Source organism: Prevotella mikamonis (genome assembly GCF_055381405.1).
Genome location: NZ_AP035785.1, coordinates 1,292,423 through 1,310,126 on the forward strand (window position 1 = coordinate 1,292,423; position 17,704 = coordinate 1,310,126).

Annotated in this window: 11 protein-coding genes; 1 reads left to right on the forward strand and 10 read right to left on the reverse strand. The window is 42.4% G+C overall.

The window, feature by feature from the left end; all coding sequences use genetic code 11:
- Window positions 1-827: 827 nt before the first annotated feature.
- From ACZ42L_RS05590 to ACZ42L_RS05625, 8 genes are all read right to left on the reverse strand, one after another.
- A complete protein-coding gene (locus ACZ42L_RS05590) occupies window positions 828-2,405 on the reverse strand; it encodes a glycoside hydrolase family 31 protein (protein WP_464716873.1) in 1,578 nt (525 codons plus the stop codon).
- Window positions 2,406-2,465: 60 nt separating this feature from the next.
- Window positions 2,466-4,235 (reverse strand): hypothetical protein, encoded by a 1,770-nt coding sequence (locus ACZ42L_RS05595; RefSeq protein WP_464707000.1) that lies wholly within the window; start codon window positions 4,233-4,235, stop codon window positions 2,466-2,468.
- A 16-nt stretch (window positions 4,236-4,251) separates the two neighbouring features.
- Window positions 4,252-5,688: a DUF4832 domain-containing protein gene (locus ACZ42L_RS05600; RefSeq protein WP_464707001.1), complete on the reverse strand. Its 1,437-nt coding sequence runs from the start codon at window positions 5,686-5,688 to the stop codon at window positions 4,252-4,254.
- A 13-nt stretch (window positions 5,689-5,701) separates the two neighbouring features.
- Window positions 5,702-7,231: a RagB/SusD family nutrient uptake outer membrane protein gene (locus tag ACZ42L_RS05605; RefSeq protein ID WP_464716874.1), complete on the reverse strand. Its 1,530-nt coding sequence runs from the start codon at window positions 7,229-7,231 to the stop codon at window positions 5,702-5,704.
- Between the two features lie 12 nt (window positions 7,232-7,243).
- Window positions 7,244-10,687, reverse strand: a complete 3,444-nt coding sequence (locus ACZ42L_RS05610) for a SusC/RagA family TonB-linked outer membrane protein (RefSeq protein ID WP_464716875.1) — start codon at window positions 10,685-10,687, stop codon at window positions 7,244-7,246.
- A gap of 10 nt (window positions 10,688-10,697) precedes the next feature.
- A complete protein-coding gene (locus tag ACZ42L_RS05615) occupies window positions 10,698-11,681 on the reverse strand; it encodes a FecR family protein (protein WP_464716876.1) in 984 nt (327 codons plus the stop codon).
- A gap of 13 nt (window positions 11,682-11,694) precedes the next feature.
- Entirely contained in the window at window positions 11,695-12,225 is a 531-nt protein-coding gene (locus ACZ42L_RS05620; RefSeq protein WP_464701371.1) for an RNA polymerase sigma factor, read from the reverse strand.
- A gap of 248 nt (window positions 12,226-12,473) precedes the next feature.
- Window positions 12,474-14,324 carry an FAD-dependent oxidoreductase gene (locus tag ACZ42L_RS05625; RefSeq protein WP_464716877.1) on the reverse strand — a complete coding sequence of 617 codons (1,851 nt, stop codon included), beginning with the start codon at window positions 14,322-14,324 and terminating at the stop codon, window positions 12,474-12,476.
- Window positions 14,325-14,634: 310 nt separating this feature from the next.
- On the opposite strand from ACZ42L_RS05625, the gene ACZ42L_RS05630 reads away from it, so the two are divergent.
- Window positions 14,635-15,279 (forward strand): hypothetical protein, encoded by a 645-nt coding sequence (locus ACZ42L_RS05630; protein ID WP_464716878.1) that lies wholly within the window; start codon window positions 14,635-14,637, stop codon window positions 15,277-15,279.
- 193 nt (window positions 15,280-15,472) lie between these two features.
- Here ACZ42L_RS05630 and ACZ42L_RS05635 read toward each other — a convergent pair whose 3' ends face one another.
- Window positions 15,473-16,411 (reverse strand): cation diffusion facilitator family transporter, encoded by a 939-nt coding sequence (locus ACZ42L_RS05635; protein ID WP_464716879.1) that lies wholly within the window; start codon window positions 16,409-16,411, stop codon window positions 15,473-15,475.
- 38 nt (window positions 16,412-16,449) lie between these two features.
- On the reverse strand, window positions 16,450-17,703 hold the full coding sequence (locus ACZ42L_RS05640) for an ABC transporter permease (protein WP_464716880.1): 1,254 nt from the start codon (window positions 17,701-17,703) through the stop codon (window positions 16,450-16,452).
- Between the last annotated feature and the right edge of the window lies 1 nt (window position 17,704).

The following is a 17,704-nucleotide window of genomic DNA, read 5'->3' on the forward strand; positions in this document are numbered from 1 at the left end:
TAAATAGCAAAAACATTTCTAGGATGACGAACAACACTAAAAGCAAGGAGCTGTGTACGCACTCTGCTTGCAGAGGTAAGCGAAAAGGATTCCAAAGAAATTATCTATCAGTTCCATTCGCTCGGATTAGTTAAGAATAGGTGATAGAAAAACATAAATCATTCTTTCTGCCTTGATGTCTTCTTTTGAATAAGAAAATCTTCCATTCTCTATTTAAGGAATATAACTCATCTAAGTGAATATGATATGTAATGTCTGCCCCTCGAAAAGTGCAGGGCCTCGGCAACAATGCTGCAAAGGCCAAACAGCAGTGCTGCAAAGGCTCGGCAGCAATGCTGTCGAGCCTTTGCAGTAAATGAATGGATTTTTCTACCCCGTACGTTTTAAATTAATACGTGATTGTTTCTTAATTTGACAGTTCATTATCTTTCATTCTCATAAAATCTTGCCAAATCAAAACCATGTTTCAAGGATAATTCATAACAACTCTGATTGGGGTCTTTTCATCCCATTGGGCTATAAGTACACCATCCTATGATTGCAAATATAGCCATTTATTGTGGAATTCCATCATTTATACCATCCTTTGTAAATATCTATAATATCTAAAGGCAGTCTTGTCAGACTAGATTGACAGATGCAAACAACAACCGGAGACAATCTCGCTTTCGCTCGATTGTCCCCGGCTATGAACGGGTCGCCCTTTCTGGCTATATCAGCCTTTTCCCCAGCCCTCTCTCACAAAAAGAGTGGTGAGCATTACAGGCTTTTTAAGATGGTCAAGCACTCTCCACACTACGAGAGGCATAACATGCTTTTAGTGTATATCATTTTATTCTCACAAACCAAGGCAAACGATCAAGTGGCACATTTAATGAATAGACTTTACCACCTACATATACCTTTCCCTGGTCATCGCGCCACTTCCCTTTAGGAAGTTTCACCGTTCGGTGGTTTTCAGCAGTTGTCACAGGAGCTACCAGATATTTATCTCCAAACATATATTGGTCGCTTATATGTTCAAATCCTTCATTCGGGAAACTGTATGCCATGTGGCGAACAATAGGTTCGCCAGTCTGAGCTGATTTCCTTGCTTGTTCTAAAATATAAGGTCCAAGCTCTGTATGCCAATGCGCATATTGACGGACAATGGCCAGATTTTCTTTAGACAGAATGCGCCACGGCGCTACCGAAAATTGCATCATAGGCATCATGGCATGAATCTGGCACGAACGAATGATAAGCGTTTGGTCAAATTTATCTTCGTCTACATTGTAGAAACTACCATATTCACCGCCACCAATCATATCGGGACAAGTAAAAGCATAGCCCAGTAAGCCGGCAGAAATCATATCGGGTACTAACTGGCTCACTCCTACCCATGAATACTTTTTATCCCCTAGACGCTGAACGAGTCCCTCGTTGCCATGTTTCCAACAGGCACGCATTTCATTATACTGAAATTCCCGTCCTAGCGCAGCCCACAAATAAGTTTGCTCAATATCGAAAGATTTACCATCGTACACATCTACATTCTCTTCCAAATAACTGTAAGAGTCGCCCGCATCAAACTTAAATCCATCTATATCATATTTCTTTTGCAAATCCTTCAGTTCTCCTCGTATCTGATTATAAGCTTCCGGATTACTCAAATCGTAAACAAAACTATGACCATTCCACCATCGGGCCACTACGGCCTGATTTGTCCCCTTCGCCTTCACAAAGAATCCTTTGGCTTCAAAATCCCGACTCTTCTTACTATCAGGCGACACATACGGACATACCCACAGCATCACTTTGAATCCCAGACTATGGAGTTCGTCTATCATTTGCTTTGGATTCGGAAACTTCTCGGCCCTGAACTCCCACTCACCATAATCTTGCTGCCAATTATCATCAATAATGAGGATGCCGGGGGCAAAACCATTATCAATAATATTGTGTGCATACTTTAATATGTCTGCCTGGTTTTGATTATAAAGCAATTCTATCCAACTATTATAAATAGGACGCTCGAAAAACAGTGATGGAGGGACTTCTCCTGTCGCTGGGAAATGACTTTTCATAGCACCTAAATAGGCATCACGCAAAGTCTTGCCATACACTTGCATATCTATCCCACCCTTAGCAGGTTGGAACTGGAGCACCCGATTGGAAGCTTTCAAACGATAGGCCGCATCCAACCAAATGGCTCGCCCTTGATTTGATAACAACAAAGGGGCAGTTTGGTTGTTGAAATTTTCAACACGTGTATTTGCCTCGAATGTATGGTCGCTTATAGGCAGTTGAGTTCCGACACCCGTACCTATGCCCCACCAGCATTCTTTCGGCTGCATGGCTACTTGTTGAGCATGTAGATGAGACAGCGCAAAAAACGACAAACACAGAACAAGTATTTTTCTCATAACGATAATTTTAATTTAAAATATCTCGTCCCCCATAATGAGGAACGAGATATTACACTTTTATTGTTCAACATAGTCTATTGAGAACTTAGAAGTTCCCTTAGGTGTCACGACACCAGCAGCACTAATATTAACTCCCTCTTTCAGGTCTATTACTACCTTATAGTAACCAGCCGCAGCAGGAATCTTGAAACTGGTATCACCATTCGACGGATTCAAATATCCACTATTGAAGTTGGTAATAGGCAGACGAGTTGTCGCACCAGAACTTGGATGCGTGACATAGAATGCGACATCACCACCCCATCCAAAGTTATAGAAAGTAGCCTCATACGTACCACGAGAAGTCTTCACCAGTGGCAGCACATTCTCGGCATTCCATGCAACGGCAGTGGAAGTAGATGTAGGTGCCCAACTCCAACCATCCATATAGATGACATCAGGATAGGCTGTTGTGGGGCAAGCATAAAGAGCACCACTAAAGGCATCCAAACGAATGAGATAGCTACCACTGTTAGCCTTCAACGTCCATGTAGAATTACCACCTCCGGTAAACAAGTCTGGATTGCAAGTGAATGAAGACAAATCAAATACCGAAGCGATAGTCTGTCCTTTCTTCAAATTTACAGTACCTTCATATATATAGCTTGTACCAGGCTTCAATGGCAATGTACTGTTAGCAAACAGAATAGAAGCCGCAGCAGGGACACCATTTACGACAACCTTTCCATTGCTAAATACGAGCGACTTACCACCACCGGCAATTTCTACCGAGGTACAAACATTATTCTTGAAATTGCTCTTAATGGTGAACGGGCCACCAGCAGTTACCGGGAATGCTTTTCCTGTATTATCGGTGGCACTCTCTACAATTTTATTACCATCCCACAAAATATATTTCTGTTCGCCACCTTTCTTCAGACGGAATGTACCAGCAGCAGTTTGTCCCCACATACCTGTTTCCGGATCTTCACCATCGGGAGCCGTCCACGTATAATAGCGTTCACTTCCACTTTCAAATCCTGTGAGCATCATCTTTGAACGCTCTTTCGTAATTTCGCCATCTTGCCAATGCCCTGATATCGTTCCCAAGATATAATAGACATTATCCGATGGCAATGGAGTCCACACATGATGTTCACCCGTCTTGAACTCGAAAGTCTGGGGATTAAACGAGACAGTGTAAGATGCTTCTATATCTGCTCCCACAACTATTGAATCGGAAGCCATAGTGGCAACCTCACCATTCTTAACACCCCAATAAATTCCATTCTTTCCCGTGGTCGTAGAGATGATACCCTTGATTTTAGCAGGGAATACATTTTCTACAGCACTTTCGTAAATATCGCCATGCTTCTCCAGCTCTATAATTTTACCATTACCAAGAATCAAATTCAATTTCTCGAAAATCGGAAGTCCCACCATAGGCAGGTCGAATTCCTCAACCACCTCACCGTTCCGCGTATTGTCAAGCTTTACTTGGAGCGTCAGGTCATCAATTTGTGCATTCTTAGGCAAAGGTATCTGCAAGTAATCATTGGCATTAAACGATTTGCCTAACAGCATCTGATACTTCGTTGTGAGCGTATCACCTTTGCTGTTCTTCAACACCAACTCATAATGGTCCAGATTCCTCTCATCCTCCATGAGACCTGTAAGGTTTAACTTATCTCCATAGTGGAGACCACCCTGTGGAGACACCAGCACATCCATCGAAGGCTTAGGTCCATCTTTCCCTGCACTTTCCGGCGTATTGTCATCGCTGCACGCCATTACCAAGCATGACAACATCAATGATGCGATGATATATAAATGATTAAATACTTTCATACTATAATTACTTTTATTATTTCTTGACGAAATGAAGTGACGATTTGCTTGCGGGCAGATTTCCATTTGCATCTACCGTGATGCTGACATTCAAATCGTTGTATCCGGTTTTATCTTCCCACATATCTTTATTAGCTAATCTTACAGCATATTCAGGTCGTTTAGCCAAGGTGGGTTCTGGGTCGGGCAAGAAGAGGAAGGCTTTATACTTACCAGCCGGAATATCGGTGGGCAAAGCTATCTCTAACTTCAATTTCGCACTACGTAACGGTTTCCATGTACGTGGGTCTTCTTTCAACTTTGCCCAGTACTCTTGATTATTGCTCTCCGAACGCAAAACTACATATATGTCTCTTGGATTATACATTGCCGCATAACCCAGATTCAACAAGGACAGTTTACATACGAAATCGCTTCCTGGTTGATGCTTTGTTGAATATTCACCACGTAATAAGGACACCCGATAGCCCAATTTATTCTTGATATCGGTCATGTACCCTTCACTTTCCCATTTATTGAGTACTTTTTTGTCGTAGGCATCATTCAAAAACGACCAATGGAGCATGCTGAGATCTGTCACAGCAGCCGCACCTGTTGATATGGCAGCCGATGGGCTGGGCAAACAGGTTTCACCACCGATAGGCAGATAAAGACCTTCTTCTGCAATATAAGCCTTGTCGACCTTTACATCTGCATAAGTACCCATATTGTTTTCATCAGCCATAAAAGCATCATTATGGTGGGCAATACGAGCTGCCGGTGTACCGGCATAGGCCAATTCAGGAGTCAATCCCGCTTTTACATTGAGATAGTCCTGCTTATACTTAGGTGTTCTCACCTGCACACATCTATCAGTAGGCAACACCTCAAGCCACTTCTTTATCACTGCATTGTAAGCTGCCGTATTGTTCAGTCGATTGGTGGAATAATACCATTCACCCCATGCACCGATAAAACCAGCCTGCGCACAAGCTATTACATCTTTGTTTTTTGCGAACAGAGGCTTCAATTCATCAAGATGTTTCAGAATTCTATCCAATGGAGCATCTTCGCCATCAATTTCGTTGGTATAGGCAAAACGGATAATAGCCTTCAGTCCGGTATTCCTTACCTTATCCAAGTCTGCACTCAATTTGGTTATCACATTTTTCCCTAAATCGGCGTTTCTATACTCTTTCATATAGTACATCAACATCACCAACGACTTTTTATCATTGCGAAGTTCACGCAGCCTTGATTCCGATACCGGAGTGGTCATATTACCTTCCAGCTGCGTATAGAATCCACGCTCTGGATTTGCAAACTCAGTATTGTCCGAAACATATTTAACCAATGCAAGTGTCTCCTTCTCCGGCTCAACATTCTCATTAGATTCATTGTTACTTCCACACGAAGTGGTCAATCCTAACACAGAGAATATGATGGAATATAATATACGTTTATTCATGTTCATGTCGAATTAATGTCTAATAATTTGGATTCTGTTTTACTTCGCCCTTACCATCAGAGATTACAGAGAGTGGTAATGGATACAACTCCTTATAGTTCTCGGCATAAGGCGACTGATTGATTTTCTTCACCAATGGTATCAAGCGATGATAACGAATCAGGTCGGCTCTGAACTGACCATTCTCACACCAGAACTCATGCCAACGCTCATTTAAGATAGCATCCAGCAGTTTATCAGAAGTACCATAATCTTCAGGCTTTAGATTACCTAAACCAGCACGATTACGGATTACATTTACATAACTTGCAGCCTCTTTCAAGTCAGCAGCCGTAGCACCCGTTTTCTGACACAAAGCTTCAGCCAACGACAAATACACATCAGCATACCTAAAGAGTATCAAGTCTATATCCGAATATCCACCAGAACCACTCACCTTTGGATCATATCCTATTTTCAAGGCTATTGGACCAGCTGCCAATGGAGATTGGGGAGTATCCTTATCAACTGTCTCTCCTGCACTATTTGTATAAGAGGTCAGCAATTTGGCTCTACGTACATCATTGGCCTCAAACGACTGATAGAAATACCAAGTGCTGGTAACAGTTCCCCAACCACCCGACATACCATTCTGCTGAAAGTCGGTCGGCAATACCATCATGTGCCACTGATTATAGTTCGGACCATCATAAGAGCAAGGTATGGCATAGATGATTTCCTTATTGCCCTGTCCTTGCCCGCCCAGTTCAAACATTTTATTGTAGTCTGCTTGCAGGCCATAACCATATTTGGCCTTCATCAATTCTCGTGCCTCGGTCTCAACCTTGGCAAAGTAGCTTTTATCTACTGCCGTTTCGTGTAGATAAAGACGAATCAGCAACATATGGGCCAAACCACTGCTAAAACGTCCATACTCCGGATTTACAGGTAAGTTATCTGCGGCAAACTTCAAATCATCCTCTATAAACTTTACCATTTCAGCACGCTCTAATCTTGGCAAGGGTTTTTCATCCAAAGGATTTTTCAATACCTCCAATGGAGGCACCACAAGAGGACCATACATATCATATAATACATAAGACAGGAATGCGCGGGCGCACTTCACTTCTGCCATATATTTAGCCTTTGCCTTTTCGTCTATGGTACTATGCTCTATCTCATCGAGTACCAATGTGCAACGACTGACCTTATTAGCATACCCATTAGGCTCATCACGCTTGTAATAAAACCAGGTTATCTCTTCACTTTCCGGATAGAAGTTCAATTCCGATGCCATCTTCTGAGCACCAAAGTTTCCTGTTAAGATACCCGTAGTACAGTCATTTACAAACATGACACCACGCTCTGAGGGAGTAAATATACCATCCCACCAGTTACCGCGTAGAGGATAATAGCACGACATGACACGCGACTCGATATCGGCCTCGGTAGAGGGGAAGTTGGAAGTATTGATTTCCGAAGAGTCTACAGGCACCAGGTCGGTACATCCTGTTGTTGCAAGTGCCAGCAATGCTGTAAACAAAGTATTGATTAAATATATTCTTTTCATATTGATTCCTACTTAAAATGAGATATTTACGCCAAAGCTATACGTGCGTGCATTGGGATAAGCGGCTGTATAATAATCGGTTTCCGGGTCAAGTCCCTTATACGGTGTTATACAGAACAGGTTGCTTGCACTCATCGTCAACCGAATTTTAGAAATAACTTTTGTCTTTGCCAGCCAATTCTGCGGTATATTCCAACCAAGTGTGATATTGGATAAGCGCACAAACCACGCTTTCTGATAATACCAGTCACCGGTAGTATAGTTGGTATTCCAAGCATTGAACGAACAAGGATACTCTGTAGATGGATTATCCCAAGTCCACCGATTCTTAATAATACGCAACGCATTGTAACCATAACGTGCAATGTCACCACCACCAAGGCCGTAAGCCATTTCTGTGGGATCTTGCATCACCCTGTCAAACATACCATTGAGTTGAATACCCAAATCAAAATCCTTATACTTGAACGTATTTGTCATACCGGCAAGCCATCCTGGATCTTGTGACCCGATAAGTACATAGTCGGCATCATCAATACGTCCGTCAGGGCCACCTGTAAGAATAAATCGACCTTTTTCATCCACCACAGGTTGATCGTTTTCATCGCGTTTATAGCCATTGAGATCCTTTATTACGACTTCTCCCGGTTTCAATAATGGTTGTGCAGCCGGCACTTCCTCACCTATTTGTAAGATGTGGTCGGCCAATCGTGAATAGATAGAACGAATAGGATCGTCTTCGCGCTCAAATACAGCAGGTTTCCAGTCAGGTGTACGCTCTTTCCAGCGGTCTTTATATTTGGTGAACACAAAATCTGTAGACCACTTAAAGTTTCGTGTATCAATATTTTTGGTATTCAAAGTTATTTCGATACCCGTACTCTGGGTTTTACCGATATTAGCCATCACACGCGATATCTCGTGATAATAGTTCAAAGGCTTATAATTCAACAAATCACTGATAACCTTATGATAGTATTCTACACTCAACAAAATACGGTTCTTAAAAAATCCCAGATCCAAACCGGCGTTCCATTCGGTAGTTGTTTCCCATTTCAAATCGGGATTTTCCAACTTTCCTTGGAATACGCCAATAATCTGCGAACCGTCGCCACGATTATAAGCAGGTGCAGCATAGTAACTGGCAAAGGCATTAGAACCAATACCAGAGTTACCTGTCTTACCCCAACTCAATCTCAATTTCAGCAAACTCACCTTGGGCAGACTCTGCATGAAATTTTCTTCACTGACAGTCCATGCCAAGGCCATTGAGGGGAAATAACCCCATTTATGATTCTTGGCAAACACACTGGCTCCATCGGCACGCATCGTAGCCGTGAAGTAATAGCGGTCTTTCAGTATATAGCCTGCACGCGCAAAGTAAGATTCCATCTTGTTCTTGGTAAATCCCGAACCTACCAACTTGGTTCCAGTACCCGCTCCCATGTTGTTATAGGTGAAACCATCGGTCAGGAAATTATTATTTCCTAAATTCGACGTTTCGAAATTGAAGTTCTCATACGAAGCTCCTAACAGGAAGTTTACTTTATGGATATCTTTAAATGTCTTATTATAGGTAGCAGTTGCTTCCAGCAGATACTGGTTATTGTCATAGGTATAAATGTCGGCATTACCTTGTTGGGCCTTTCCATAAAGAGTGGTCTTGGGTTCATACGTCTTACGACTAATGTTTGCACGGTCAATACCAGCATTCAAGCGCAGAAGCAATCCGCTAATAGGCGTAGCCTCCAAATATACATTTCCCAACAAGCGGTCGGTACGCCCCTTATCAATATTGTTCAATAGCGAATAAGGGTTGGGTTGCGTACCTAGCAATGGATTGACAGGATAAGTACCCGTAGCCTCATCATAAGCCTTGATATGTGGTCCCATCTGCACTGCTGAACGAATAATACCCGACTTTTCGTACTGTTCCGATCCCAGCTGGGTATTATCATTATTAATTCGTGAGAGCGTAAGGTTCATACCGGTCTTAAAGATATTCAAAAACCGTTGGTCTATATTACTTTTCACTGTATAACGTGTCATGCCCGAATTACGGATAATACCCACATTGTCGTAATAGTTAAACGAGACCATGTATTGTGTATCTTTACTGCCACCTTGAATACTTAGATTATGTTCCTGAATATGCCCGTTGCGTGTTATCAATCCTACCCAATCAGTACCATCACCGGCTGCTGCAATATCGGCATCTGTAAACGGACGTGTATATCCCTGACCGTTGACCGGTGCAGCCAACGCTTCTTCTAATGTACGTTTACCCCAAGGACCTACCTGATTCTCCCAAATCCAGTATTCCCAAGTAGACTTATTTTTCTCTTGCATCCACTCTTTCAGCGATAACACATCGTAGTTATCAGTGAATTGCTGATGCGAGTAGTTATAATTATAATTCACATTTACACGTCCTTCTTTACCACGCTTAGTTGTCACAATGACAACACCATTGGCTGCGCGTGCACCATAAATAGCCGTGGCACTAGCATCTTTCAGCACCTCTATGCTTTCTATATCGTTAGGGTTGATAAAGTTCAAGACACCCTGTGTACCGGGGTCCATACGTGCATTTGTACCTTTACCTTGATCTATCTTGGCAATGGGAAAACCATCGACCACATAAAGAGGATCATTGTTGGCATTTACCGAACCTGCACCACGAATCAATATATCCAATCCACCACCAGGCTGGGCAGAATTTTGCCGCACATAAAGACCGGCAGCTTTTCCTGCCAAAGCATGTGCTGCAGAAGCTACTCCGGGCAAAGCTATGTCGTTACCCTTCACAGATGATACTGCACCAGTGAGGTCACGCTTTTTCATCGCACCATATCCTACAACTACCACTTCGTCCAGCAGCTTGTCGTCGCTGGCAAGCACTATCGTGTAATTATCGGCATTGGTGACACGCTGAGTTTGACTTTGAAATCCAACATACGAGAACTTCAATGTACTGCCCACCGCAGCCAGCAGCTGGAATCGTCCGTCTAAATCTGTCACTGCACCTGCTGTATTTCCCTCAACACCTACGCTTACACCAATAAGAGGTTCGCCATTGACATCAGTCACCTGACCTTTGACTGTCTTTTTAGTCTTAGAGATACTTGTAGGTGCAGTCTTCTTTTGGCGCATCTTCAGGACAATTTGCTGCCCTCCCTCAATGCTGTAAGAAATACTGGTAGAACGTAACAACTGATCCAGCACATGTTCTACACGTTCATTTTTCGCTGTAATTGAGACTTTTTTATCGAGTCCCGTCAGCTTGTTACTATAGAACACGCTATACCCCGACTCTTTCTCAATCTGCTGTAAAGCTTCTTTCAACGTCTTGTTCTGCACACGCATCGTTATCTGCGCTTGCATTCCCAGTACGGAGAATAGCAGAGAAGCTCCTACTATTCCCCTCCGAATTAGATCATTAGGATGTTTTATCATACTTATATAATTATAGGTTATTACTCAACACAACTGTGTTATTCTTTATCTCGTAACGTAATGGATAGGTCAGGCTAATAATATGCAATACATTCTGGAGACTGTTGTTACGGATAGTCCCGGTAAATGTGGCCTTGCGCAATTCATTTGTGGAAAACACCACATTCACACCATATAATCTTTCCAGTGTCAAAGCCATTTCAGCCAGTGAGGTATCATGGAAATACAAGAATCCTTTCAACCAGAAATCAGCTTCGCATGAATCTTCCATTTCGCGCATGGTAAAAGTCCCTTGATTCCTATTATATATGATTTGCTGCATCGGCATAAGCGTTATACCCGACGTATGGTTATAAACGCGCACCTTGCCTTCCAGCAACGATGCCGTAACAGTTGAATCTATCTGATATCCTTTCACGGCAAACACCGTACCCAAAGCCTCTACTTGGATACCGGAACATTTCACTATAAAATGCTTTTCTGGATTTTTAGCCACTTCAAATTTGGCTTCGCCCAATAATTCTACAGTACGATTTTTCTGGTTAAAATCCGCTCCATAATTCAGCTGAGACCCCGAATTCAGCCAGACTCGTGAGCCATCAGGCAACGTAAGATGTGCTCGCTGTCCATAATCTACAACGACCTCCGATGACTGCATAGCCAGCTGCTTGGCATGAGAATAGTTTTTAAAGCAGTCGTAGCCTAGCACCATAGACAACAAGAACAATACAGATGCTACTATCTTCAGAAACAACAACGAATAATTCTTGCGTGGCTCTACACTTATTTGTTCCAAAATACTCTCCAACATTGGCTCTTCGCGATGGTCGCTGGCCGTCGTAGGCACAGTATCCCACACCTCTTGACACAATTCGTCAAATTCATGATGCTCGTCCTCAAGCCATGACTTCAATGATTTCAAATCACCTACATCTACATGGCGACTATAAAGTCTGCCTAATAATGAACGATATATATTTTGCTGATGCTTCATGTTTACTCTGTTATTAGTCTATCTTTGAGCGAATAAATTTCAAAGAGCGTTGAATCTGTGTTGCGACAGTACTTTCCGAAATATTCAGACACTCTGCAATTTCACGATAGTTAAGCCCCGACTTCCAATAGAGCATCAAGATTTGACGCCGCATATCAGGCAGTTGCTTCGACAAATTCATGATATACTCTTCCATAAGCAACTTGTCTGCCTCATTATACTCCACGTCTTGTTCATGTCCTTGGTATTGTACTTGCTGGGCATATAGCTGCCGTTTCACTTCTTGCTGCACAGCATGATACACCATATTACGAGCTATCGTAAATAAATAACCTTCAAAATTAGCATCACTATCAATATTTTCACGATGATTCCAAACTTGTATAAAGACATCCTGGGTAATATCTTGAGCCGCGGCAGCATCTTTTAATAAATCGAATACGAAATTATATATCCATCTATTATAATGACGGAATACCATTTCAAAATGCTTTAACTTACCATTTCGAAGTCCTAACAAAATGCTTTTATCTAATTGTGGCATATCAGACTTATGAGGTTATCTATGTTCTGTATAGTAGCTATCGTCGCATAACTGCTACAAAGTTTTTGTTAATATTAGCTAATATTAGTTTCTGGAATGGCAAAGGTAGGCCATTATTCTCAAAGTTATACGCAATGATGGGTAAAATATCGACAACAGATTTACACAATTCGAGCTACCTAAGTGAGTGCAGATGCTTTGAATGTACATTCATTTAGACAGCTCGTCAGAATATTGCTTAGCAATAATCAATGCTGAAGATTGCCAAACAAGTCACAATCCTTAGCTTCAAAAGGATGAAGCAACTGATCTATAACCGTGGCAAACGCCCCACGGCTAATTGTATGATTAGCCATCTTAAATCCATACTTTCCAAAGCACTCAGATATTAAACTACGAACATCCTGTCGGAATACAATGTTTTCCTTACGGGCTATTTTCGTAATAAGCAATACGACATCATCCACAGATACCATCGAATCGTCATAGTCCAATGGTTCTAAATGATAAAAAGAGATCAGCCCAGAGAGATCTTTCCTGCACAAAACACTGTCAACCTCTAACCATGTTTCATTCGACCAACCCACATGTTTGCCTATACCTCGTAAAATTCCTGTAGCACCTATCCGCTGATATACCTGAAATAGAGGACTGGATTTTTTGACATCCAAATAAGGCAACAAATAATTTCCTGTACTTAGCAACTGCGTCTGTACTTTTCTTACTGATAATTGATGAGGACTACAGCCCTCTCTTACAGCCATACCGGCCAAAGTTCCTGCCACCTGCCCTATTTGCAAAACCACAGGTTGCAAACGGGTTGTACCATTTACTAAGTTTGTAACCGATATGGCCTTCTCTGCCAATAACAATCTGTCCTCTGTCTTTGGGAAAAACACGCCCATGGGCAATCCCCACGACGGTATACTAGGTAATTCCAACCCCTCAACCTCTCTTTCATTATGATGCTGGTCTACCGGATAATCACCCACTGCCACTGCCGTGCGATAAAGTGCCGAACACTGCTCATAAGGATATAAAATATCATTCAAGGTGAACATGACTCTTCCTTCAAACCTTCTACCTTCTCTATAATAAGGGTAAAAAGGAAGTTTATCAGCCGTAGGATATTCGTCGGCAAGTCCAAAGTTTTTCATCCCCAGTTCATGCTGCATGAAATATAAAAAACGCAAAGCCTTGGCTTTGGCTTGTTTGTGCAGTTTCCTGCGCCGCTCCGGTGTATATTCTATATCGTTCAAGTAAATATCATTGCCGAACATCGGCCAATTAATCATATACTTACGATTAGGCAATTTACCATAAGTTATCATCATCTCCTGCGACCAGGGCTTTTGCTTAGCCGTAGAATCATTATATGGATTGATGCAACAATTTCTGAATTCATAAGGGGTATACCCATCCGGACGCTTTATCAGATGCGGTTCATCATACTCCTTCAGAATCATGACATAAGTGATGTCCTGAATCATATTACTCGCTTGGGCCAATGCAGCCTTCTCATTTGTCTGCTCACGCGCATCAAGTCCCACACGGTAGGACAAACCCACCTCTTTGGCAACATCGCCTAATTCTGTGGCATCTATGATATAAGAAGCCTTTATATGTTCTCTCTGCTTCCCCTTTTGTATAACAACATCCCATCCATTTTGCAAACGCTTAATACTGACATATCTTGTATTTGGACAATACGTCAGCAACTTCTCATTTTTTACCCAACGCTGGAAAATAGTATTTCCCACCGATGGTTCAAACTGAATATTACTCACCCACCCTGTGCGTAACGCATCCAATGAGCCATAATAAGAAACCAACTCATCTATAAAATCACCCCACAAGCCACTTGGAAGTCTGAAATTTCCATCCGTAGCACTAACACCGGCAGAAGTGAGCATGCCACCAAGCCAAGGGGTATCATCTATTAATATTGTACGGCTACCCAACCTGGCACTTTGTACAGCAGCACATACACCGCTTGCGCCACCTCCTATTACCAATACATCATAGTCTTTTGCGACACCTTGAAACGCAAAAAGATTCATTACAAGCAGTAAAAACAAAGGTCTGACTTTTCTATTCATCACTTCTATGTATTAAAACAGTACATACAACATAATATAGAAGATATCATATACTATAGTATCTTCATAGATATAGATATGAATTCATACAGAGACAAAGTTACAGAATTATTCTTTACAACAAATCTTTTACGTTCTTTTTTTGATATTCCCAGATTCATAAGTGGTCTATTCCTATTAATCAATATATTTTCTTACTTTTGTCTGCACGAATATATTAAACAAACATGAACACAGCCAGACATTATCTATACAGCCTGACAAATCTGTTACGATGGTCTTCGCTGACATAAGATATGAAACAAGACCTATGAAATTACGGATTAACAACAAGGATATGGCTGCTTTGTTTGACAAAGCCAAATGGACATTCTCATTGACCGCAGAAGAACTGCTATATTTAAAAAGCACACTGAATGAGATTGAAACATGTTCGTGGCAGGAGGATTCTTCGTTGGGGATTCACAATGGTATTGCAGCTTTTGGTCTCTGCACGAAACCAACCGGAGACAACATTGCCCTCATTGAAAAATTCATCAATACAGAAGCATTTTGCGACTCTATCACAGCCACCGCTTTAAAGGTATTATGTAGCAACAGCTACTGGAATTTAGCTGCAAAATATGAAGACTTGCTTTGTAAATTCATCAATATAGATGATGAAACTTATGAAGAGACTATCCGTACAGCTATTAGCTGCATGGGAAGCTATTGTCATACGACAAAGAATAAGACATATATATCCCTGCTGTTCTCATTGTTCAACAAAGCACTAAGTACATACAAGGATGACGAATTTCAGATACCGGACATAGAAACTCTTTACAACTCTCTTGAATCTGTTATATGGGGAAATGAGTACCCAAAAGACAGAAGAGTCACATTTGGGGACATGAAGATACCTGATGATATCAGTGAGGAAGTCATCAAAAGGATTCAATCAATGATACAATGATTTCCCCTATAAGACAGCGAGATTATACCCTAGCGAACGCAGTCTGACTTGATACTAGCTAATTATACTCTATCGGATATAATTAGTATAAAGTAGTATGACTTCACTGCAAGGCCGTAACAGCAATGCTGCCGAGGCTAGTCAGAAATAATGCGAAGCCTTGGCAGCATTGCTGAAAAGCCTTTGCAGCCGACTACTCCGATTTCACTTGATAACCCGGCTGATATACATCGGTTTCTATATAAATGTATATCTTATACTGTGGGAAACTCCGGCGTATCTCTTCCTCTATCCTATTGATGACCGTAGCCGACTCGGCACGATATTCACTTTGCAGCTCTATCTTTGCAGCCACCAAGATATTTGTCGGACTCAGATGGATGGTTTTAAGATTGATGAGATGCTTCACCTCTGCTCTGTCAAACGCTTTATTCATCAGCTGTCGGTCGGTTGCAGTCATGGATTCACCGATGATGAGGCTATAGAATTCGCGCGCCAGGAACAAAGCTGCCAAACAGAGCATGAGACCTATGAGCAAACCCGACAGAGCATCGAAGAATGCCAGACCGGTAACAGCCACCAATATAGTACCAAGCATGGCCAGAAGCAGGCCTATCACGGCACAAAGGTCTTCGGCAAAGATAATAAGCACCTCGCTATGACGGCTTTCACGCAAGAAACGGAACAAGGGTAGCTTCTCCTTGTTCAGCTCGGCTATCTCTTTCATGGCCACCCGCAGGCTGAAGCATTCGACTATCATGCCAAAAGCCAGAATACCCATGACCAGCCAAGTATTCTCTACCGAATGTTCGGGATGAAAGAGTTTTTCCGTCGCTTCCATGATACCTAGCGCTCCACCAGCAAAAAACAGCATCATGGCCACCACGATACTGAAAAAATATTTTGCCCTGGACTCGCCGAAAGGGTGGCTCTCGCTGGCCATGCCTTTAGCACGCTTGTCGCCTATCAACAGCAATATCTGGTTGCCACAATCTACTACACTATGGATAGATTCATTCAGCATCGCCGTCGAACCGGAAAAGGCAAAACCTACAAACTTGGATATGGCGACCAACAGATTGGCAGCCAAAGCAGCCAACACACTTGCCATACCATGAGATTTCTCTTTCATGAGATAAGAATTTATAATTGTTTGAATGATGCAGATGCTTAATCTGTCACCGCCGGAGCATCAGCATATGTAGCTTTCATAGAATCCTTAGATACCTTAGGATGCGCTCGACGCATCTGATTACGATAGACGATGCAGGTCAGGAAGAAATAAACCAGCGTCTGAATCCAGAGTGCAATATACTCCGGATGAATGTCGGACAGGCGTGCTCCCATACTACCCATACGCACAAATCCACGAATACCGAACGTCGATGGGAACAACCATGAGATGCCTTGCCAAACTCCAGGGATGTTATGTTGTGGCCACGACACGCCTGACAGAAACAAGAATGGGACCGATGTAAATACCACCAGTAACATGACATTCTCGCGATAACGGACCACGCACGACATCGTCATGCCGAAAAAGATGCAAGACAACAGATAAGGCAGCATGAACATGGTGAGATCGTAGGCGTAAACCAACGATATGAAGCCAAACATACGCGGCACTACCAGCGTGAGATAAGCTGCCAAGACCATGTAAATCATGAAGTAGCACATGAACTTTCCTAATACAATACGGAAAATTCCGGCATGATAATGACTGATGGGAACTAGTTCGTGATTGCTGTTCGTTTCGCGTGCAGTGCCTGCCGACATACCGATTCCAAGCAAAAGAGTCTGCTGTAGAATCAACATAAGTACAGCCGGAATAACAAAGTTACCATATCCACCAGTGGTATTGAAGATGGGAACTTCGTCAAAATCCAATGGTCTGCTGCTTATCTCTTCATCGCGCGAAGTGACATTCTTGGAGAGAGAGAGTTGGATGTCGGTATTCATCTGCGATGCTACTGCCTGGGCCGACTGGTAGATAGCCTTATACGTAAGCATCAAACTCATGTCGCAATATACTCCCACATGCGTCTGTTCGTGGCGATAGAGCTTGGTCTGGAACTGTTCGGGGAAATAAATGACACCATTGACAACTTGTTTGCCCACCAAATCTTTCGCTTCGTCCAAGCTGTTACTATAATAAGCCACCTTGGTATCGGGCGACGCATCAAGCAATCTGGCAAATTCGCGGCTGGCATGGCTGTGTGATAAATCGACCACAGCTACCGGTACATCGCGCACTACCTCATTGTTATATATCCATGAATAGGCCAGCGGATAGAGCAAAGGCACCAGAATGAAGAAAATCAAGACTCCCTCATCGGTGACCGTCTGTCTTAACTCGCGGATACATATATAACACATATCGCGCAATCCTCGACTTATTTTATATATCAGACTGTCTTTATCCATA

Coding starts and splice junctions, on each gene's coding strand:
- ACZ42L_RS05590 (WP_464716873.1), bottom strand. CDS start 2,405: ATGAGAAAAATACTTGTTCTGTGTTTGTCGTTTTTTGCGCTGTCTCAT.
- ACZ42L_RS05595 (WP_464707000.1), bottom strand. CDS start 4,235: ATGAAAGTATTTAATCATTTATATATCATCGCATCATTGATGTTGTCA.
- ACZ42L_RS05600 (WP_464707001.1), bottom strand. CDS start 5,688: ATGAACATGAATAAACGTATATTATATTCCATCATATTCTCTGTGTTA.
- ACZ42L_RS05605 (WP_464716874.1), bottom strand. CDS start 7,231: ATGAAAAGAATATATTTAATCAATACTTTGTTTACAGCATTGCTGGCA.
- ACZ42L_RS05610 (WP_464716875.1), bottom strand. CDS start 10,687: ATGATAAAACATCCTAATGATCTAATTCGGAGGGGAATAGTAGGAGCT.
- ACZ42L_RS05615 (WP_464716876.1), bottom strand. CDS start 11,681: ATGAAGCATCAGCAAAATATATATCGTTCATTATTAGGCAGACTTTAT.
- ACZ42L_RS05620 (WP_464701371.1), bottom strand. CDS start 12,225: ATGCCACAATTAGATAAAAGCATTTTGTTAGGACTTCGAAATGGTAAG.
- ACZ42L_RS05625 (WP_464716877.1), bottom strand. CDS start 14,324: ATGAATAGAAAAGTCAGACCTTTGTTTTTACTGCTTGTAATGAATCTT.
- ACZ42L_RS05630 (WP_464716878.1), top strand. CDS start 14,635: ATGAAATTACGGATTAACAACAAGGATATGGCTGCTTTGTTTGACAAA.
- ACZ42L_RS05635 (WP_464716879.1), bottom strand. CDS start 16,411: ATGAAAGAGAAATCTCATGGTATGGCAAGTGTGTTGGCTGCTTTGGCT.
- ACZ42L_RS05640 (WP_464716880.1), bottom strand. CDS start 17,703: ATGGATAAAGACAGTCTGATATATAAAATAAGTCGAGGATTGCGCGAT.